Here is a 19712-nt window from a genome sequence, read left to right as displayed (position 1 = left end):
TTTTTTTTTCGCCATCCAACCCTGGAACCCCGCATGAACCCGACCCTGGTCAGCCGCCGCCGCTTCGCTGCGGCCCTCGCCGCCACTTCCGCCGCAGCCGCCTGGCCGAACCTGGCGTCGGCCCAGAACGACAAACCCCTGCAGATGATCGTGGGCTATCCGCCCGGCGGCAGCACCGACGCCTTCGCCCGGCTCATCTCGGTGCCGCTGCAGGGTGCGCTCGGCGGCCGCAGCGTGGTGGTGCGCAACCAGGCCGGCGCCGGCGGGCAGATCGCGGCCAGCGCCTTGCTGCGCGAAGGAGCCGACGGCTCGGCGGTGCTGGCCATCAACCAGCCCGACCTGAACCTGGCGGTGGCGCGCGGCAACGCCGGCTTCAAGCTGAGCGACTTCCGCGTGATCATGGCCGACCTGCACGAGCCGCGGGTGTTCCTGGTCAGGAACGACGGCGCCATCGACTCCTTCGGCAAGTTCGTCTCCGAGGCCCGGGCCAACCCCGGCAAGCTGTCGATCTCGGTGGCCGGCGGCAGCGCCCAGGAGACCCTGGCGCAGTGGCTGGTCGACCAGCTCAGGATCGACGTGCTCATCGTCAACTACAAGGGTGGCTCGGAAGCCGTCAATGCCCTGCTCGCCGGCGATGTCACCGCCAACCTGGGCGACGATTTCGTGCGCTCGGCGATGCGCTCCAAGACCACGGCGCTGTTCATCGGCTCCGACAAGAAAAGCCCGCGCTGGCCCGAGGCGCCCACCCTGCAGAGCCTGCTGTCGGGCTACGGCGTGGGCATGCCCTCGCCGCACTTCCTGGCGCGCTACGGCGTCTACGTGGTGTCCGCCGCCTTCGCCCAGAAGAACCCCAAGGGCTACCAGGAACTCCAGCAGGCCATGCTCACCGCACGCTCGGGCAGCGTCTTCACCGAGTACATCCAGAAGAATGGTCTGGCGGACATGTCCATCGGCGCGGCGGGCGAACCCTACGAGTCGGTGTTCGCCGCCGACATGAAGGAAATCGAGAAGCTCAAGCGCTGACGCCGCGGCGTCAGAACGTGGCGCGCAGGCGCACGCCGAGTTGCCTCGGCGCGCCCACCAGCACCCGCAGCGGTCCGTCGGCCGACGGGTAGTAGGCACGATCGAAGGCGTTGCGCAGCAGCACGTCGAGGTGGAGGGTGGAGCCGTTCCAGTCGAAGCGGGTGCCCAGGCCGAGGTCGGCCACGGTGTAGGAAGGCAGGGTCAGCGAATTGGCCGCGTCGCCCTGGCGCTCGCCGGCATAGCGGACTGCGGCATTGAAATGCCACGGCAGGTCGCCGGTGCGCCAGCCCGGCGCGAAATGCGCGGCGATGGACGCCGAGTGCTTGGGCGCGTTGGGCAGTCGGTTGCCCTGCAGGCCGCTCGCGTCTTCCAGCACCTTGGTGTCGGTGTAGGCGTAGGCGGCGATGAAGCGCAGCGCGGCGCTCACCTGGCCCGTCATGTCGAGCTCGGCGCCGCGCGAGCGGGCCTTGCCGATGGCCTGCGCCGTGTCGTCGTCGAGGTTGACGACGATGTTCTTCTTCTCGATGTCGAACAGCGCGAAGGTGCCCGACAGGCGCTGGCTCAGCTGGAACTTGGTGCCCAGCTCCATCGAGCGGCCCTTGGTCGGATCGAACGCCGCCTGGGCCGGGCTGCTGGCGAGGTTGGGCACGAAGGACGTGGCGTAGTTGGCGTAGAGCGATACCTGCGGACTCAGCTTGTAGAGCGCGCCGACACGCGGCAGCACCTCGGAGCCGGAAATGTTCTGCGTCTCCACGTAGTTCAGGCCCGCGCCCTCCACCTGCCGCCAGCGCTGGTAGCGCACCGATCCCGAGACGATCCAGCGCTCGCCGAGCGACACGCTGTCCTGTGCGAAGAGCGAGGTCGTGCGCAGAAAGCTGCGGGCGTTGCGCGTGGTGTCGTCGTAGGCCGTCGGCACCGGCACCTGCTCGTAGACCGGGTTGGCCGTGTCGAAGCCGTTGTAGGTGATGCGCGCGAGTTCGCCGCCGGTGCGGCCCAGCGTGCGTTCGTGGTCGACACCCACCAGCAGCTCATGGCCGACCGCGCCGGTGCGGAACTTGCCCACCAGGTCGGCCACCAGGTAGTTGCTGCTGTCGTCCACGTTCTGGCGGCCGTCGGCGCGGCGGCGCAGCAGGCCGGTGGCGTCGTCGTAGCGATTGGGGCGAACGCGCCAGTCGCTGTAGCGGTTGCGATTGAAGGCGTAGTTCACCCGTGCGGTCCACTGGCTGTTGAACGCGTGCTGCAGCCGGGTATTGATGAAGTCGGTGTTGCCCGTCATGCGCGAAAACGACTCGGTGAGACGGCGCTTGCGCGGAATGTCGATCGGCCGGCCGTTGGCGCCGAAGATGGTGCCGTCGTCGAAGGGCACCTCGTAATCGGTGTGTTCGTAGGCCAGCACCCCCTCGGTGCCGCCGCTACGCCAGGCTAGCGACGGCGCCAGCAGGTCGCGCCGCGTGCGGCCGAAATTGCGCCAATCGTCGCGGTCTTCGGTGGAAGCGATCAGCCGGTACGACCAGTCGGTGCCGGTGATCGGGCCCGTGGTGTCGAACTGCGCGCCATAGCCGCCGGCCTGTTCGGTGTCGAGCTGCAGGCCGGTGCGCGAGGTCAGCATCGGCACCTTGCTCACCACGTTGATCACGCCGCCCGGTTCCTGGATGCCGTAGAGGGTCGACGTCGGTCCCTTCAGGACCTCGATGCGTTCGGTCGTCGCGCTGAAGTTGCGCGCCTGGATCGAACGCACGCCGTCGCGCAGCAGGCCGGTGGACGAACTGCCGGTGAAGCCGCGCCGCACGAACGAATCCTGCGTGCCGGCACGCGTCGGCGCCTGGGCGATGCCGCTGACCAGCGACAGCGCGTCGTCGAGGTTGCGCACCTGCTGCTCCTGCAGCACCGACGGGCCGACCACCTGCACCGATTGCGCCACGTCCATCAGGGACTGGTCGGTGCGGGTGGCGGTAAAGGCCTGGCTCGACTCGGAAACGTAGTCGGCCGAGCCGCGCACCTGGATCTCGGCAAGGGAGGCGGTTTGCGCCTGGGCGGCCAGGGCGGGAGCGGTGAGGGCGAAAAAGGTGACGAAGCGGCGAGGTGACATGGAGACCGATGAACGCCCGGAAACACAAACCCAAACGGCACGCTTCACGGACAGGAAGTAAATAGGAGTGATTCTCGATACAAAATCTTATCAGTATTTACCCTTGGTTCGCAGTTCAGTCAGGCTTCCGTCAGGTCATCCGACGCGCTGATGATGGGCGACTTCAACAGCTACCTGCCGGAAGACCCGACCCGGGTGCTGGAGAACGCCGCTTTCGAAAGCCTGCTCAAGCGCCTGCCGGCGGTCGACCGCTACACCTACGTCTTCGGCGGTGAAACCGGCGCGCTCGACCACGGCTATGCATCGGGCTCGTTGGCCGCCCAGGTCGGCGGCGTGGCGGTGTGGCACATCAAAGCCGACGAGCCGACCCGAGCTCGACTACAACACCGACTTGACCACCGACGACCGCTATGCGCCCACCGCCTTCCGCGCCTCGGACCACGACCCGGCGCTGGTCGGCCTGAACCTGGCCGCGGATCCGGGGACGACGCGGCTCATCGTCACGGCCGACATCCCGGCCGCGGTCAATGTCGGTGAGGCCTACATGGTCGACATCTCCGAAGCCTCGCCCGTCGGCAGCGCCACGCTCCCCTCGCTCACCGTGAACTGGGGTGACGACAGCGCGGCCGGCAGCTACGACGTGATGGTCACCCTGACCGACTCCAGGGCCAGACGGCGACCCGCGCGGGCAGCGTCACCGTCGGTATCGTGGCCGTCGTCTGCCGCCGGGCGCGCCCCACGTGTTCTTCAGCGAGTAAGTGGAAGGCGCCCGGCGCAGTACCGGTGCTGACCAACACGAACGCCTCGGCCGCCGCCAAACCGGCCTGGGCATCCACATGCCCTGATCGTGGGCGGCGAGCGTCTCTAGAAATTCGTCGTCGCCCGGTTCGATGTGAGTCAGGCGACGGCGTCCTTCCACGGCATGAATGCCACACGCCCGGTTGGCGGACCTTGTCCGACCGCGACGGGTGCATCTGCGGACGAGCACGCTTTCATCGCAGACGCCGCCTTCAAGTGTCCCGTCGCGCCAGCCGGCCCAGGCGCTTGCCCTCGGCGCGTGCTTCAGCCAGCAACTTTTCCCAATCCGAGGGCGGCCGGCCGTTGTCGAGCATTCGACGGAATACGCGGTAGGCATCGTCCGCGCGCTCGTAGGCCCGTTTCGTGTCTTTGTCGTTGACCCAGGCGAACACGATCACCTTGGCCGATGCGTGGAAACGAAAAAACAGGCGGTACTGCTGGAAAAACTTGGCGCGGAACCAGTGCTTGTTCTCGTCGCCGAGCGTGCTGCCTTGGCGGTACTCCGGCCGCGTGGGTTCTTGCGGAATGACCTCGAACGCCAGCTTGGCGATGGCAGCCAGACGTTTCGAGGCATTCTTTCCGGTGTAGCCAACGGGATCCTTGCGCTCGAGCGCCTCCACCTGCGCCGTGAGGGCTTCGAGTTGCTCCAGAAAGATCGGGTGGGCAAAAAGTGTCCAGCCGTTGACGACGAGTGGCTCGCCGCCGGTCATTCATCGTCCGCCGACAACGGTGTATCGAGATCGAATTCGGCTGTGCCGACCAGGAACTTGATGCGCTGCGCCAAGTCCGGATCCAAGGCATGGAGCCGCCCAGGATGCTCGGCGATGTCGCGAGCCAGGAAGCCCAGGAATGGCGCCAACGCCGGATCGTCGCCATCGCCGGTCACCGCTCGGGTGAGCACGACCTCGCCGTCGGGACGAATCGTGTAGTGAATCCGGTCGCGTTTGCCCAGGCGCAAGGCCCGGCGCACCGACTCCGGTACGGTGGTCTGGTAGCGGTCGGTCAATGTCGATTCGAGTTGCATGATGGCGCGCATGGCGTGACTCCGGCGTAAATGGCGTGGCTCATGGTAATGCATTTGCATTGCCCCTGACAAAGTTCGCATAACGGCCCGCAGCTTTCCGAACGCGAAGCCATGCGGACATCGGCGTCGAGCCCGAAGCACCAGGGGATCCGCGAAGGCGGTTCGGTTCCAGTGGACGAGTGCTGCTCGAATACCCCTGGAATATCGAATGCGCGTACCGAGCGCTTGCCGCTGAGGCATGGACGGCTTGCACTGCGCTGAAGTCGCTCAACATCGAGGCAAAGGCCTTGATGGAAAATGTCCGACTTTTCGGCTCGCACCCCTTGGGTCGAAAACGGGCGAGCGACCTGCCTGTTTTGTTTGCTGTCGGATGCCATTTCGGCGATGCCGATCGACGCTGGCCCATGCAGTTCAAGGTGCCAACCGAGTCATGATCTGGCAGAAGAGTCTCGACCGGCAGCGCCCGATATCCATCTATGAAAACGACTTACGCGCCTTCCCGCCTGTCGGTGGCCCCGATGCTCGACTGGACCGACCGCCACTGCCGCTACTTCCACCGTCTGTTGTCGCGCCATGCCCTGCTCTACACCGAAATGGTGACCACCGGCGCGCTGCTGCACGGCGACGTGGACCGGCACCTGCGTTTCGACGACACCGAGCACCCGGTCGCCCTGCAGCTCGGCGGCAGCGAGCCGGCCGATCTGGCCGCGGCCGCACGGCTGGGCCGGCAATGGGGCTACGACGAGATCAACCTCAACTGCGGCTGCCCGTCGGAGCGGGTGCAGCGCGGTGCCTTCGGCGCCTGCCTCATGCGTGAGCCGGTCCTGGTCGCCGACTGCGTGAAGGCCATGGTCGACGCGGTCGATATCCCGGTCACGGTCAAGCACCGCATCGGCGTGGACCGCGAGGACAGCTACGACTTCGTGCGTGACTTCGTCGGACAGGTGGCCGAGGCCGGCTGCGGGCACTTCATCGTGCACGCCCGCAGCGCCTGGCTGCAGGGCCTGAGCCCCAAGCAGAACCGCGAGATTCCGCCGCTGCGCTACGAGATGGCGCACCAGTTGAAGCGCGACTTCCCCCATCTCTTCATCGCGGTCAACGGCGGCATCGCCGACTACGGGCAGATCACCGAACAGCTCGGCTTCATGGACAGCGTGATGGTCGGCCGCGAGGCCTATCACAACCCCTGGAGCCTGGCCGGCTGGGACCACGCCTTCATGGGCGCGGCCGATCGGGCGCTCACGCGCGAGGAAGTCGAGGAAACCATGGTGGCCTACATGGAGCGCGAGGCCGCCGCGCACGGCACCGGCTGGTACTCCATCGCCCGCCACATGCTCGGGCTGCGCCACGGCCTGCCGGGTGCGCGCGGCTGGCGGCGGGTGTGGAGCGACCACCGGCTCAAGACCCTGCCGGCGCGCGAGGTGATGGCGATCGCGCGGCAACCGCAGGCGAGCACCGAAGCGGCCTGAAGCCCGGCTCGGCGCGGCGTTCCGTCCGGCTGACGGCGCTTCGCCTGGCCGCGCGCGGCCCGCAGGCCGGCCCGACAGACTCCCCGGCCTTCACCACTGCCGGGCCTGCCCATGCTTCGAACCATCGCCGCGACGAACCATCCGCCGAATCGATCTCCATCCGACCCCAGCCCGGAACCGCTCCAGTCTCACCAGATCGGTGGTTACGAGCTCGCCGACATTCCACACTCGGTGCTGGAGGAAGCCTTGCTGCAGCGGCGCGTGGGCGGCCGGATCGACACGAACGATTTCCAGATCAATATCGTCGCGGCGCCCGATCCCGCCCTGCCCCGGCCGGTCAGCGTCAGGCTCGGTTACCACCGGTTCTCCGGCAAGCCCAAGGTGATCGACGATTTCTCCGGCTCGACCTTCGTCTCCGCGCTGCGCTTGATCGCCAGGGTCAAGAACATGGATGGCGGCGACGAGCTCGCCGGCACCGTGCCCATCCTCTTCGCCGAGGCCGACCAGCCCTTCATCGAGATCGGCCTGCTCGAGTTCCTGTTCCCGCTGGTGGCCGTCTCGGCGGCCGGCGCGGTGAAGAGCGCGATCCAGGGTTACTACGCCCTCTACCCGGCGACGGTGCAAGCCGTGCTCGAGCAACAGCGGAAACTCATCGAGGCGCTACGACGCGACAGCCGGCTGGGCAACGGCCGCGCGGTGCCCGCCGCGACGGAGCTCGAAATCGCACGGCTGGTGTCGCTGCACGAAGCCGGCGTGGCGCGCTTCCAGCGCCGGCAGGCGACGCGCGAGCGGGGCTTTCACCATCTGATGGTCGACAACCTGCGGGCGCGCCGTGACGAGGTCAAGGGCAATGGCGACCTCTCCCGCGCCTTCGTGGAAGAGGCCTGCGCCATCCTCGACGAGCGCCTGCGCCGCCACCGCGAGCTGCCGAGCGAGGAAAGCGCCTACCAGTGCGCATTGACCGATCGGCTCGAAAGCAATCGCCACGGCACCAAGGAGCAACGCACCGCCCTGATCTTCACCGCTATCGGCATGGGACTGATGGCCGGTGGCATGCAGGTGTCGGCCGCCAAATCGGCCTTCACCGCCGTAGCGGACAGCGCCGAACGGCAGGCAAGAACCGCCGAAGCCCTGGCCCACCATGCGACGGCCCACGGGCTGCAGATCGGCACCGGCGCGATCATGATGACCGCGCAAGTGTTCCAGGCGACTTCCGGTGCCCTCAACCTGCGCCTGCAGCGACGGGCGCGCGCCGACCTGCAGGACGATCTGGCGGCGGTACGGGACATGTTCGACCAGCTGCCGCCCGACGCGCGCGAACTCTATGCGCAGGACCTCGCCTTTCGCCTGCACACCAATCTCGTCGACCAGATCATGGCCGGCGGCCTGGTGGCCGGGCAGGTGCTGATGTTCATCGCGACGCTCATGAACCTGGTCGCACCCGGCACCGGCACGGCTGCGGCGGTGCCGGGCACCGTCCTCACCATCGGTACGGCCATCGGCGCCAGCGTCAACGAGAGCCGCAAGGCACGGTATGTCGGCGAGGCAGCGCCGGACGTGGTCAAGGCCGCGGTCGATCCCGGCAACCTGGGCGACCGCCTGCGCGACCAGGGGCACGAGACCGTCCTGCGCGCCATCGGCGACCATTACCTGGCCCACCAGCACGACGTGGTGCGGACCCACCTGTGGCACGACCTGACCCGGATGCTCGAAACCGAGGACATCCTGGCACCCTGGCCCACACGCACGCCCGAGGAGCGGCGCGACGAACTGCGGGCGATCAGCCTGCGCTGGCGCGGCAAGGCACGGCTGCTGCCAGCCGGCCATCGCCTGATGCGCCAGGCCCTTCGCGACCGCTATCGGACGGCGTTTTTCGACCGGCCGATGCGGGCCATCCACGAAGCACTGCGGGACGAGATGGCAGAGCATCCGGACACGGCGAAGATCGTGGCGCTGCCGGAGTTTCGGCAGAAGGTGCTCTTCGCCACGCTCGACACCCTGGCCCGGCGAGAAGGCTCGCAGACCTCGATGCTGTTTCGCCATCCGGACGGCGCCCGGCGCGTCCGCTTCTTCGAAGACGACTTCGCCGAACACCTGAAGCACGATCCGGTCGCCAATGCGGTGCACCTGCACCACCACAACCGGATCCTGGCCGAATACCTGGTGCCGGGATCGTCTTTCGGCCGAGGGGTCCATTTCAACGCCCTGACCGACCTGGCACGCGGTCTGCGCGAGCACCGCCGCATGGCCGACGAGATGGAAACGTCTCCGGGCGAAGCCACCACCTCGGTCTAACGCCGCGGGACTTCGTCCGGTAACCGTCCTGCGGCGGGCACGGTCTAATATGCGTCGCCCGCCGGCGCGCCTGCCGGCCGTGCGGGCACGAGAAGTCCAACGCATCCAGGAGTACCGCATGCCATCGCCCCATCATCTGCCGACCGCGTCCACCCGCCCTGCCCGGCGACCGCGACTGGCACTGACGGCCCCCATGGCCCTGAGCCTGGCCCTCGCGGCCTGCTCGTCGACGCCGCTGCCGACCTGGAACAGCGGCACCCCCGCCGCGCCGGCCAGCCGCCAGCCGGTACCTGCCCGGCCAGCCACCCCCACTGCCCCGCCGGTGGTCGACATGGGCCCCGGCGTGGAAGTGATGCCGATCCGTCCCCGTGACGACATCGCGCCCGGCCTGCCCGCCTCGCAGGCACCCGTCGACCCGACAGCGCCCGCGCCGCCCCCCGCGCCGGTGGCCGAGGTGCCGCCCTACGGCCCGGCGGTTGCCGCGCGCTTTCCCGAGCCCACCGTGCGATACGCCACGCCCGGCCTGGCCGACGGCCGCAGCACCTACACCAGCAACACCGAGCTGCGCGCCTGGCTCGCCGGCCTGGCCACCGCGTCGGGCAACGGCGGCAACACGCGTGCCGGCGTCGTCTCCCTCGGCAGCTCGCAGCGCGGTGAAGCGCTGGAGGCGCTGGTGCTCACCCGCTCGGCCAACACCGAGCCGAGCACCCTGCTGGCCGACGGCCGGCCCACGGTGCTGCTGATCGGGCAGCAGCGCGGCGACGAGCCGGCCACCGCCGAAGCCCTGCTCATCCTGGCGCGCGAGGCCGCGCAAGGCCTGCTGCAGCCGCTGCTGGGCCGCATCAACATCATCGTGCTGCCGCGCGCCAACCCCGACGGCGCCGCCGCCGGCACCGCGCTCACCACCGACGGGACCGACCTCGCCCGCGACCACCTGGTGCTGCGCACGCCCGAAGCCCGCGCCATCGCCCGCCTGGTGCGCGACTACAAGCCCGTCGTGCTGGCCGACGCCCGCGAATACCCGGTGACCCGCGCCTTCGCCGAGAAGTTCGGCGCGGTGCAGCGCGCCGACGTGCTGCTGCAATACGCCACGCCCGCCAACGAACCCGAATTCGTCACCAAGGCCGCCGAAGAATGGCTGCGCCGCCCGGTCAGCTCCGCGCTGGAGCGCTCCGGGCTCAGCCAGGACTGGTACTTCACCGCGTCGGACGACCCGGCCGTGCGCACCCTCACCATGGCCGGCGCCATGGCCGGCGACCTGCGCAACACCGAAGGCCTGAAGAACATCGCCGCGCTCATGGTCGCCAGCCGCGGGCAGGGCCTGGGCCGGCTGCACCTGCAGCGCCGGGTCCACAGCCAGGTCGTGGCGCTGTCGGGCCTGCTGCAGGGCGCCGCCACCCGCGCCGACGAACTGCGCAAGCTGCGTGAGTTCGTCGACCGCGACGTCGCCTCGCTCGCCTGCCGCGCCGATGCCGCCATCGACATCCTGCCGACCACCCAGCGCCGCAGCGTCACCCTGCTCGACCCCGCCACCGGCGCCGACCGCGCGATGGAAGTCGAATGGAATTCCTATCTGGTGCCGCGCACCGTCATCAGCCGCCGCCGGCCCTGCGGCTACTGGCTCGACGCCTCGGCCTCCGGCGCGGTCGACCGGCTGCGCGACGCCGGCGTGCAGGTGATGCGGGTAATGGAGCCGTCCTCGCTGCTGATCGACGCCTACCGCGAAACCGCACGCCGCGACGACCCCACGCGTGGCACGGTGCTGGTCGACGTCACCGTCAGCCGCGCGCTGGCCGACGTTCCGCAAGGCGGCTTCTACGTGCCCGCCTCGCAGCCACTGGGCAACCTGATCTTCGCGGCGCTGGAGCCCGACAGCCCCGACAGCTTCTTCGCCCGCCGGGTGATCGACCGCCTCGACGCCGTCGGCCGCGTGGCCACCGTGCCCGCGCTGCGGCTGGAGGAATATTGATTCCTTGTCCTACAGCTCCGACCTTCGCGCACTCCTAAGCTGATCCGCCCAACGCCCCACGGGCGCGAAGAACAGGAGCATGCGATGAGAGAGTTCGTCATGGACAAGAAGATGCTGACCATGGGCGGCGTGTTCTATCCCACCGGCCACGCGGTCATCATGTTCCCCGACAAGGCCGACGCCGAACGCACCGCCGAGGCGCTGGTCGCCGAAGGCGGGTTTCCGGCAGACGCGGTGGCCAGCCTGTCGCCAGCGACGCTGCTGCGCGACGTGGCCAAGTCCGAGGAAGGCAGCGACATTCCCCTGCCCTCGGTCGGCACCGAAGGCGCCACGGTGCGCTCCTTCGAGGCGCTGGCCCGCAAGGGACATCACGGCCTGGTGGTGGTGGCCGACTCGCGCGAAGACACCGAGCGGCTGATGCAGATCGCGCGGCGGGTGGAATTTTCGCTGGCGCAGAAGTACCGCACGCTGGTCATCGAAGACCTCAACTGACCGGCATCGGCCGCCCGTGCAGGGCGGCCACCGGCCTCAGGCGTGCGCCCGGCTTTCGGCGTGCGGCGCCGGCCCGGCGGTGCGCTCGAGCACATGGCGCACCATGGCTTCGGCCAGCTCCTGTTCGCCGAGGAACACCTTGCCGGCGTTCTCCTGCTCCAGCAGCCTCGCCTCTTCTTCGTTGTGGCTGCGCAGCACGATCTCGATGCCCGGGTTGAGCGTGCGCGCCGTCTCGATCATCTGCCGGATGTCCATCGATTCCGGCACCGCCACCACGAGCATCCGCGCCCGGGCGATGTGCGCCTGGATCAGCACCGCCGGGTCGGCCGCATTGCCGAACACCGCCGCGATGCCCTGGCCGCGCAGCCGTTCGACGATCTCGCGGTTTTCCTCGGCGATCACGTAGGGCAGGCCTTGCCCCGCCAGCGCCACGGCGATGCGCCGGCCGACACGGCCATAACCCACCACCACCACCTGGCTCGACAGGTAGCGTTCGTGCGTGCCCATCGGCAGTTCGGCCAGCGGATCGTCGCGCTGCTCGAGCTTGCGGGCAAAGGCCGAGCGAGCCAGCAACCAGGAACGCACCGGCGCGGTCGCACCGAAGACCAGCGGGTTGATGGCGATTGAAATGAGCGCACCGGCCAGCACCAGGCTTTGCCCCTCGGCCGGCAGCAGGCCGAGCGAGCGGCCGAGCGCGACCAGGATGAAGGAGAACTCGCCGATCTGCGCCAGGCTCGCCGAGATGGTCAGCGCCATCTGCAGCGGGTAGCGGAACAGCAGCACCAGGCCGGCCGCCGCCAGCGACTTGCCGACGACGATCACCGCCACCACCGCCAGCACCTGGAACGGGCGCTCCACCAGCACGTGTGGATCGAACAACATGCCGACCGACACGAAGAACAAAACCGCGAAAGCATCGCGCAGCGGCAGCGATTCTTCTGCCGCGCGGTGGCTGAATTCGGACTCGCGCATCACCATGCCGGCGAAGAACGCGCCGAGCGCGAAGGACACGCCGAACAGCGCCGCCGCACCGAAGGCGATGCTCACCGCTGCCGCCACCACGCACAGCGTGAACAGCTCGCGCGACGCGGTGCGGGTGACCTGCCACAGGATCCAGGGGAACACCCGGCGCCCCACCACCAGCATCAGCGCGACGAAGATCGCGACCTGCAGCAGGGTGAAGCCGATGGTCTTGAGCAGCGTCGGCAGATCGGCCTCGGCGCCCGGGCCGCCCAGTACGCCGGCCAGCGGCGGCAGCAACACCAGCACCAGCACCATCGCCAGGTCTTCCACCACCAGCCAGCCGACCGCGACACGGCCGGTGAAGGAGTCGAGCAGGTTCAGCGTTTCGAGCGCGCGCAGCAGCACCACCGTGCTGGCCACCGACAGCGCCAGGCCGAAGACCAGCGCGCCGCCGATCGGCCAGTCCCACCACCAAGCCAGGCCCATGCCCATGAGCGTGGCCGCCGCTATCTGCACCAGGGCGCCGGGCAAGGCGATGCGGCGCACCGCCAGCAGGTCGTCGAGCGAGAAATGCAGGCCGACGCCGAACATGAGCAACATCACGCCGATCTCGGAGAGCTGCGCCGCGATTTCGGCATCGGCCACGAAGCCGGGTGTGAACGGTCCGATGATCACCCCGGCCAGCAGATAACCCACCAGGGCCGGCAGGCGAATCTTGATCGCCAGGAAGCCCAGGATGAGCGCCAGGCCGAGGCCCGCCGCGATGGTGTTGATCAGGGAAACGTTATGCGGCATCGGAGCGCTTGTCCTCGTGTGGGGTCGGGTCTTATGGAATCGCTTCGTTATAACCGCTCACGCCGGACGCGCTTCTTATTCACGGTCGCGGCCGCGGGGCTTGGCGGGAATGCGGCGCCCACGAAAAAGCCCGCCACAGGGGCGGGCTCGGTGCGTGGGCGCGGGGCCGCTCAGTGCATGTGCAGGCCGCCATTCACGGCGAACTCGGCACCGGTGGTATAGCCACCCTCGTCGGACGCCAGCCAGGCGATGATGGAGGCGATCTCGGTCGGCTCGCCCAGGCGCTTGACCGGAATCGTCGCGACGATCTTGTCGAGCACGTCCTGGCGGATCGCCTTGACCATGTCGGTGCCGATATAGCCCGGGCTCACCGTGTTGACGGTGACGCCCTTGGTCGCCATCTCCTGCGCCAGCGCCATCGAGAAGCCGTGCATGCCGGCCTTGGCGGCCGAGTAGTTGGTCTGGCCGGCCTGACCCTTCACGCCGTTGACCGAGCTGATGTTGATGATGCGGCCCCAGCCCTTTTCCACCATGTCGCCCACCACCTGCTTGGTCACGTTGAACATGCTGTTGAGGTTGGTCTCGATCACCGCGTCCCAGTCGTCGCGGGTCATCTTGAGGAACATGCGGTCACGCGTGATGCCGGCGTTGTTGACCAGCACGTCGATGCTGCCGTGCTCCTGCTTGGCCTTGGAGAAGGCCTCGACCGTGGACTCCCAGTCGCCCACATTCCCGACCGATGCGTGGAAGGTGAAGCCCAGCGCCTTTTGGGCCGCCAGCCATTTTTCGAAATCGCGGGTCGGCCCGCAGCCCGCGACGACCTTGAAGCCGTCCTTGTGCAGGCGCTGGCAGATGGCGGTACCGATGCCGCCCATGCCGCCGGTTACGTAAGCCACTTTCTGGCCCATGGATCACTCTCCTGAATCTTGTGTGTTGTGGATGCCGTGCGCGAAAGAACGCACGGCGAAAAGCTAGTGTGGCCGAATCTCAGCGCTCGATGGTCAGGGCAACCCCCATGCCACCACCGATACACAGCGACGCGATGCCCTTCTTCGCGTCGCGCTTCTGCATTTCATGCAGCAGCGTCACGAGAATCCGGCAGCCGGACGCACCGATGGGGTGACCGATCGCGATCGCCCCGCCGTTGACGTTGACCTTGGAGACATCCCAGCCCATCTCGTTGTTGACCGCGCAGGCCTGCGCCGCGAAGGCTTCGTTGATCTCCAGCAGGTCGAGGTCGGCGGCGTTCCAGCCGGCGCGCTTGAGCGCCTTGGTAGAAGCAGGAACCGGGCCCATGCCCATGATGGCCGGATCCAGGCCCGCCGTGGCGTAGCTGGCGATGCGGCCGAGCGGCTTCAGGCCCAGCTCGGCGGCACGTTTGGCGGTCATCACCATCACGCCGGCCGCACCGTCGTTGATGCCCGAGGCGTTGCCCGCCGTCACGCCGCCGGCCTTGTCGAAGGCGGGGCGCAGGCCGGCCAGGGCCTCGGCGTTGGTCTTGCGGTTGATGAATTCGTCGGCCGAGAAGACGACCGGGTCGCCCTTCTTCTGCGGAATCGACACCGGCACGATCTCGTCCTTGAATCGGCCTGCGTCCTGCGCGGCCGCCGCCTTCTGCTGGCTGGCCAGCGCCAGCGCGTCCTGCTGCTCGCGCGTGATGCCGTACTGCTTGGCCACGTTCTCGGCCGTGATGCCCATGTGGTATTGGTTGTAGACGTCCCAGAGGCCGTCCACGATCATGGTGTCGACCAGCTTCCAGTCACCCATGCGCTGGCCATCGCGCGAGTTGGGCAGGATGTGCGGCGAGGCGCTCATGTTTTCCTGGCCGCCGGCGATCACGATGTCGCTGTCGCCGGTGGCCACGGCCTGGGCCGCCAGCATGACGGCCTTGAGTCCCGAGCCGCAGACCGCGTTGATGGTGAGCCCCGGCACTTCGCGCGGCAGGCCGGCCTTGAGCAGCGCCTGGCGCGCCGGATTCTGGCCGGCGCCCGCAGCCAGCACCTGGCCCAGGATCACCTCGCCGATCTGGTCGGCCGAGAGGCCGGAGCGGGCGACGAGTTCGCGCACCACGATGCTGCCGAGCTCGGTCGCCGGAATCTTGGCGAGCGAACCACCGAACTTGCCGACCGGCGTGCGGGCGGCGGCGACGATGACGATGTCTTCCATGGGAGAACTCCTGAGCTGATGGTGAAAAGCGGTGGTCGGTGGGGGGTTCAGGCTTTCTGGCGAACGTAGCGGCCGGGCGCCGGCTCGATGGCCGCATGGCCGTGGCCGCCGTAGGCCTTGGGTGCGGCCTGCAGCCGGCCGGCGTGTCCGGCGAGCCAGCTGGTCCAGTCGTCCCACCAGCTGCCCGGGCGCTCTTCGGCGCCCTGCAGCCAGCCGGCCAGCGTGGGCGGCAGTTTTCCGTCGTCGCGCACCCAGTGGCTGCGCTTCTTCTTGGCCGGTGGATTGATGACACCCGCGATGTGGCCGGACGCGCCCATCACGAAACGGCACGGCCCCGGCAGCAGCTGGGTGGAAGCATAGGCGCCACCGCCCTCGTTGCCGACCGGCACGATGTGGTCTTCGCGCGAGCCGTAGAGATAGGCCGGAATGTCGATCAGGCCGAAATCGACCGGCTGGCCGCAAACCGTCGCCTCGCCCGCGCGGCAGAGGCGGTTTTCCAGGTAGGCGTTGCGCAGGTACCAGGCGTAGAACGGGCCGGGCAGGTTGGTGGCGTCGCTGTTCCAGTAGAGCAGATCGAACGGCGCGGGCGTCTCGCCCTTCAAGTAGTTGCCGACGACGTAGTTCCAGACCAGTTCGTTGGGCCGCAGGAAGCTGAAGGTGGACGCCAGTTCCTGGCCCTTGAGCAGACCGCCTTTGCCGATGGTCATCTCGCGCAGCCGCACCGCCTGCTCGTCGATGAAGATGTCGAGCACGCCGGTGTCGCTGAAATCCAGGAAGGTGGTGAGCAGCGTGAGCGAATGCGCCGGTTTCTCCCCGCGCGCAGCCAGTACCGCCAGCGCGGTGGCGAGCATGGTGCCGCCGACGCAGAAGCCCAGCGTGTTGACGGTACGCGCGGCGGTGATCTCGCGCACCACCGCGATCGCGCGGATCACCGCCTGCTCGATGTAGTCGTCCCAGGTGGCGGACGCGAGCGTTTCGTCGGGATTGCGCCAGCTCACGACGAAAGTGCGGTGGCCCTGCTCCACCACGTGGCGGATCAGCGAATTGGCCGGTTGCAGGTCGAGGATGTAGTACTTGTTGATGCACGGCGGCACCAGCAGTATCGGCCGCGCATGGACCTTGGCGCCGAGCGGCTTGTATTCGAGGAGCTGGAAGAAGTCGTTCTCGAACACCACCGCGCCCTCGGTGATGGCCACATTGCGGCCGACCTCGAACTGCTGCTCGTCGGTCTGGCTGACGTAGCCGCGCCGCAGGTCCGCGGCGAGGTTCTGCAGGCCCTGCGCGATGCTGCGTCCTTCGGTTTCCACCGCCTTCTGCAGCGCGTCGGCGTTGAGCGCCAGCAGGTTGCTCGGCGCGGTGGCGGCCGACCATTGATCGACCGCGAAGCGGATGCGCTGGCGCGTCTTCTCGTCTGCCTGCACCGCGTCGGCCATGGCGGTCATGGCGCGGGCGGCCAGCAGATGCGCGCGGGCGGCGAATTCGGAAACCGGGTTCTGCTGCCAGGCCGGGCTCGCGAAGCGGCGGTCCTGCACCGGCGCGGCCTGGGCGGGCGCGGTGGTGAGCTCGGCCAGTCCGCGCAGGTATTCGGCCTGGGCGGCCATCAGACCGGTCGGATCGATGCGAGGGGCAGCGCCGGCACCCGGCGCCTGTGCGCCGAGCATGGACTGCCACCATCGCTGCATCTGGTCGATGGCCTGGGTGGCTTGTTGTATGGCGGCTTTGCCGTCCTGTGGCCCGGTGGGTTCAGAATCCATATGTCTCTTCAACAGCGCTTGCGGGCCGGCGTCCGGTTCTGGGTTGGCTATTTCAGCCTGCCGGTTGGAATCATGATGCACGCGAAACGATTGTATGTACCTCGTGGTAATCGCCTGGGTCTATGTGGCTTTGATGATGGCCGTGGCGGAGGCCACCGCCAGCAACGGCAGCGTGCTGGGGGCGGTCGTCACCTTCGTGCTCTACGGCCTGCTGCCGCTGTCGATCGTGCTGTATCTGCTGGGCACACCGGCGCGGCGCCGGGCGGCGCGCCGGCGGGCCGCTGCCGAAGATCGGCCCGTGGCCTCAGGCAAGGCGCCAGATGGCGGCGGCCATGCGCCCGGTGCCGCCGAGCCGGGCAGCGTCGCGCCGGTGCGAGAAGAACCGTGAGGGCTGGCCGACCGTGCACCAGTCCGGGCCGCTGTCGTTGCCGAAGAGGCGCTCCACGCCCGCCGACTGCAGTCGCCGCCGCGCCAGCCCGGCCAGATCGGCCATCCATTTGCCCGGCGCCCGGCCGGGTGTGAAGTTTCCGGCCGCGGCCAAATCGGCCTGCACGAAGGCGGCACGCACCTCCTCGCCCACCTCGAACGCCTGCGGCCCGATGCAAGGCCCGAGCCAGGCGAGCAAGGGCGCGGCCGTCTCGCCGGTGCGCTCGCGCAGCGCGTGCACCGCACTTTCGAGAACGCCTGCCGCCAGGCCGCGCCAGCCGGCATGCGCCGCCGCGACGACGCGGCCTCGCACATCGCAGAGCAGCACCGGCAGGCAGTCGGCCACCATCACGGTGCAGGCCCGACCCGGCCGCGTGGCCACGCAGGCATCGGCTGTCGGCCGGGCGTCGGCTTGCAGCGCGTCGAGGTCGGCGCAATCGGTGCCGTGCGGCTGCTGCAGAAAGAACGGCAGGGCCCCGATCTCGCGGCGCAAGGTGTCGCGATTGGCGGCGACGGCCTGCGGCGCATCTCCGACGTGGTCGCCAAGATTGAAACTGTCCCAGGGTGCCGCCGACGCGCCGGTGCCGCGGGTGGTGAACACCGCGCGCACGCCCGGCGGCGCGGGCCAGTCGGGCCGCAGCCAGTCGGCGGCGGCGCTTCGTTCTGATTCCTGGGACATGGCGGCAGCGGCGCGGTGCGAAGTGGCGGTAGAGTCGTGGACGGCCGAGCATAGCGCCAGCCATTTTTCCAACATCCGCCGAACTTCAACCAAGACAAGCCGCATCGCCATGATCCTGGAACACGCAGACATTCGCATCACGCCCGGCCGCAATGCCGAATTCGAGGAAGCCATCCACCGCGGCCTGAACACCGTGATCGCCAAGGCCCGTGGCTTTCGCAGCGCGCGGGTGATGCGCGGCATCGAGTCGACGGAGCGCTATCTGTTGATGATCGAGTGGGAAACACTCGAAGACCACACCGTGGGTTTTCGCGAATCGCCGCTGTTCACCGAATGGCGCGGCATCGTCGGCCCGTTCTTTGCAGGCCCGCCGACGGTCGAGCATTTCGACGCCACCGCGGCCAAGGCCTGACGCCACCCGGTCGTTTTCAATTTCGGCACACGCCCGCTCGTCGTCACGAGCTTCCTCGGAGACCTCCCGCATGTCTTACGTCTTTCCGCCCATCGCCCAGCCCGCCGTGCCGGTAGTGGGCCGCCCGGAACGGTTTCCCGTACACCGCATCTATTGCGTCGGCCGCAACTACGAGGACCACGCCAAGGAGATGGGCTTCACCGGTCGCGAGCCGCCCTTCTTCTTCATGAAGCCGGCCGACGCCGTCGTCGTCGTGGCGCAGGGCGAAACCGGGTCGCTGCCCTACCCCAGCCTCACCAAGAACTTCCACCACGAGATCGAGCTCGTGGTGGCCATCGGCAAGGGCGGCAGGAACATCGCCAAGGCCGACGCTCTGCAGCACGTGTTCGGCTATGCCGTCGGCCTGGACATGACCCGCCGCGACCTGCAGAACGAGATGAAGAAGCAGGGCCGCTCCTGGAGCATCGGCAAGGGTTTCGACCACAGCGCGCCCATCGGCCCCATCGTGCCCGCCGCCCAGGCCGGTGACGTGCAAAACGCCGAGATCTGGCTGCAGGTCAATGGCACCGACCGCCAGCGCAGCCATGTCACCAAGTTGATCTGGAACATCGCCGAAACCATCGAGATTCTGTCGGCCGCATGGGAGCTCCAGCCCGGCGACCTCATCTACTCGGGCACGCCCGAAGGCGTAGGCGCGGTGGTGGCGGGCGACGTGCTCGAAGGCGGCGTGGCCGGCATCGGCACGCTCAAGCTGCAAGTGGTCTGAGGGCGACGGCGCCCCGATGAGCCACCGCCCGCCCATACGCCACTGCCGCCAATGCGGAACCGCCGTCATCTACCGCATTCCGGACGACGGCGACACGCGAGAGCGCGCCGTCTGCCCGGCCTGCGGCACCATCCACTACGAGAATCCGCTCAACGTGGTGGGCACGGTGCCGTGGCTCGACGACCGGGTGCTGCTGTGCAAGCGCAACATCGAACCGCGCCGCGGCTTCTGGACGCTGCCGGCGGGTTTCATGGAACTCGGCGAAACCACCGCCCAGGGCGCCGCGCGCGAGACCGACGAGGAAGCCGGTGCGCAGATCGAGATGCAGCCCCTGTTCACCGTCATCAACGTGGTGCGCGTGGGCCAGGTGCATTTCTTCTACCGTGCGCGACTGCTGTCCGACCGGTTCGACCCGGGCCACGAAACCATGGAAGCCCGGCTGTTCCGCGAAGACGAGATTCCCTGGGACGACATCGCCTTTTACACGGTGCGCGACACCTTGCGGCACTTCTTCGACGATCGCCGCAGCGGGCAGTTCGGCCTGCACCATTTCGACATCGCCTGACCGGCCGGCCTGCCCCGCCGGCCGGGG

19 protein-coding genes are annotated in these 19712 nt (G+C 68.4%); 11 read left to right on the top strand and 8 right to left on the bottom strand.

Annotated elements, in window-relative coordinates; all coding sequences use genetic code 11:
* Positions 1–33: 33 nt before the first annotated feature.
* A complete protein-coding gene (locus R9X41_RS06310; RefSeq protein ID WP_318634029.1) occupies positions 34–1023 on the top strand; it encodes a tripartite tricarboxylate transporter substrate-binding protein in 990 nt (329 codons plus the stop codon).
* Positions 1024–1033: 10 nt separating this feature from the next.
* Here R9X41_RS06310 and R9X41_RS06305 read toward each other — a convergent pair whose 3' ends face one another.
* The gene (locus R9X41_RS06305; RefSeq protein ID WP_318634028.1) at positions 1034–3112 is read right to left on the bottom strand and encodes a TonB-dependent siderophore receptor; all 2079 of its coding nucleotides are present in this window, start codon (positions 3110–3112) and stop codon (positions 1034–1036) included.
* Positions 3113–3503: 391 nt separating this feature from the next.
* Between R9X41_RS06305 and R9X41_RS06300 the strand changes: the two genes are divergently transcribed.
* Complete coding sequence (locus R9X41_RS06300; protein ID WP_318634027.1) at positions 3504–3902, top strand: hypothetical protein; 399 nt, start codon at positions 3504–3506, stop codon at positions 3900–3902.
* Positions 3903–4122: 220 nt separating this feature from the next.
* On the opposite strand, the gene R9X41_RS06295 is transcribed toward R9X41_RS06300, so the two are convergent.
* Both R9X41_RS06295 and R9X41_RS06290 read right to left on the bottom strand, forming a co-directional pair.
* Positions 4123–4620 (bottom strand): type II toxin-antitoxin system YhaV family toxin, encoded by a 498-nt coding sequence (locus R9X41_RS06295; protein WP_318634026.1) that lies wholly within the window; start codon positions 4618–4620, stop codon positions 4123–4125.
* Complete coding sequence (locus R9X41_RS06290) at positions 4617–4946, bottom strand: type II toxin-antitoxin system PrlF family antitoxin (RefSeq protein ID WP_318634025.1); 330 nt, start codon at positions 4944–4946, stop codon at positions 4617–4619. The genes R9X41_RS06295 and R9X41_RS06290 overlap by 4 nt, the downstream gene beginning before the upstream one ends.
* A 167-nt stretch (positions 4947–5113) precedes the next feature.
* Here R9X41_RS06290 and R9X41_RS06285 point away from each other — a divergent pair, with 167 nt between their 5' ends.
* The 5 genes from R9X41_RS06285 to R9X41_RS06265 all read left to right on the top strand — a co-directional run bounded on the left by R9X41_RS06285 (position 5114) and on the right by R9X41_RS06265 (position 11159).
* Positions 5114–5368 (top strand): hypothetical protein, encoded by a 255-nt coding sequence (locus R9X41_RS06285; RefSeq protein ID WP_318634024.1) that lies wholly within the window; start codon positions 5114–5116, stop codon positions 5366–5368.
* Between the two features lie 42 nt (positions 5369–5410).
* Positions 5411–6403: a tRNA dihydrouridine(20/20a) synthase DusA gene (gene dusA, locus R9X41_RS06280; RefSeq protein ID WP_318634023.1), complete on the top strand. Its 993-nt coding sequence runs from the start codon at positions 5411–5413 to the stop codon at positions 6401–6403.
* 111 nt (positions 6404–6514) lie between these two features.
* The gene (locus tag R9X41_RS06275; RefSeq protein ID WP_318634022.1) at positions 6515–8698 is read left to right on the top strand and encodes a hypothetical protein; all 2184 of its coding nucleotides are present in this window, start codon (positions 6515–6517) and stop codon (positions 8696–8698) included.
* A gap of 118 nt (positions 8699–8816) precedes the next feature.
* Entirely contained in the window at positions 8817–10667 is a 1851-nt protein-coding gene (locus R9X41_RS06270; protein WP_318634021.1) for a M14 family zinc carboxypeptidase, read from the top strand.
* An 84-nt stretch (positions 10668–10751) separates the two neighbouring features.
* Positions 10752–11159 carry an RNA-binding protein gene (locus R9X41_RS06265; RefSeq protein ID WP_318634020.1) on the top strand — a complete coding sequence of 136 codons (408 nt, stop codon included), beginning with the start codon at positions 10752–10754 and terminating at the stop codon, positions 11157–11159.
* Between the two features lie 36 nt (positions 11160–11195).
* Here R9X41_RS06265 and ybaL read toward each other — a convergent pair whose 3' ends face one another.
* The 4 genes from ybaL to R9X41_RS06245 form a co-directional block, all read right to left on the bottom strand.
* Positions 11196–12917, bottom strand: coding sequence for a cation:proton antiporter domain-containing protein (gene ybaL, locus R9X41_RS06260; protein WP_318634019.1), 1722 nt, complete (start codon positions 12915–12917; stop codon positions 11196–11198).
* Between the two features lie 170 nt (positions 12918–13087).
* Positions 13088–13825, bottom strand: coding sequence for an acetoacetyl-CoA reductase (gene phbB / locus R9X41_RS06255; RefSeq protein ID WP_318634018.1), 738 nt, complete (start codon positions 13823–13825; stop codon positions 13088–13090).
* A 79-nt stretch (positions 13826–13904) separates the two neighbouring features.
* Positions 13905–15083, bottom strand: coding sequence for an acetyl-CoA C-acetyltransferase (locus tag R9X41_RS06250; RefSeq protein ID WP_318634017.1), 1179 nt, complete (start codon positions 15081–15083; stop codon positions 13905–13907).
* Between the two features lie 47 nt (positions 15084–15130).
* Positions 15131–16837, bottom strand: coding sequence for a PHA/PHB synthase family protein (locus R9X41_RS06245; RefSeq protein ID WP_318634016.1), 1707 nt, complete (start codon positions 16835–16837; stop codon positions 15131–15133).
* Positions 16838–16931: 94 nt separating this feature from the next.
* Here R9X41_RS06245 and R9X41_RS06240 point away from each other — a divergent pair, with 94 nt between their 5' ends.
* A complete protein-coding gene (locus R9X41_RS06240; protein WP_318634015.1) occupies positions 16932–17225 on the top strand; it encodes a hypothetical protein in 294 nt (97 codons plus the stop codon).
* On the opposite strand, the gene pgeF is transcribed toward R9X41_RS06240, so the two are convergent.
* Positions 17142–17942, bottom strand: a complete 801-nt coding sequence (gene pgeF, locus R9X41_RS06235) for a peptidoglycan editing factor PgeF (protein ID WP_318634014.1) — start codon at positions 17940–17942, stop codon at positions 17142–17144. The genes R9X41_RS06240 and pgeF overlap by 84 nt on opposite strands.
* 109 nt (positions 17943–18051) lie before the next feature.
* Between pgeF and R9X41_RS06230 the strand changes: the two genes are divergently transcribed.
* The 3 genes from R9X41_RS06230 to R9X41_RS06220 all read left to right on the top strand — a co-directional run bounded on the left by R9X41_RS06230 (position 18052) and on the right by R9X41_RS06220 (position 19685).
* A complete protein-coding gene (locus tag R9X41_RS06230) occupies positions 18052–18354 on the top strand; it encodes an antibiotic biosynthesis monooxygenase family protein (protein ID WP_318634013.1) in 303 nt (100 codons plus the stop codon).
* Between the two features lie 70 nt (positions 18355–18424).
* Complete coding sequence (locus R9X41_RS06225; protein ID WP_318634012.1) at positions 18425–19120, top strand: fumarylacetoacetate hydrolase family protein; 696 nt, start codon at positions 18425–18427, stop codon at positions 19118–19120.
* Between the two features lie 16 nt (positions 19121–19136).
* Complete coding sequence (locus R9X41_RS06220) at positions 19137–19685, top strand: NUDIX hydrolase (RefSeq protein WP_318634011.1); 549 nt, start codon at positions 19137–19139, stop codon at positions 19683–19685.
* Positions 19686–19712 lie beyond the last annotated feature (27 nt).

It is taken from the genome of Xylophilus sp. GOD-11R (assembly GCF_033546935.1).
GTDB lineage: Bacteria > Pseudomonadota > Gammaproteobacteria > Burkholderiales > Burkholderiaceae_C > Xylophilus.
This window is presented reverse-complemented; position numbering and strand designations above follow the sequence as displayed.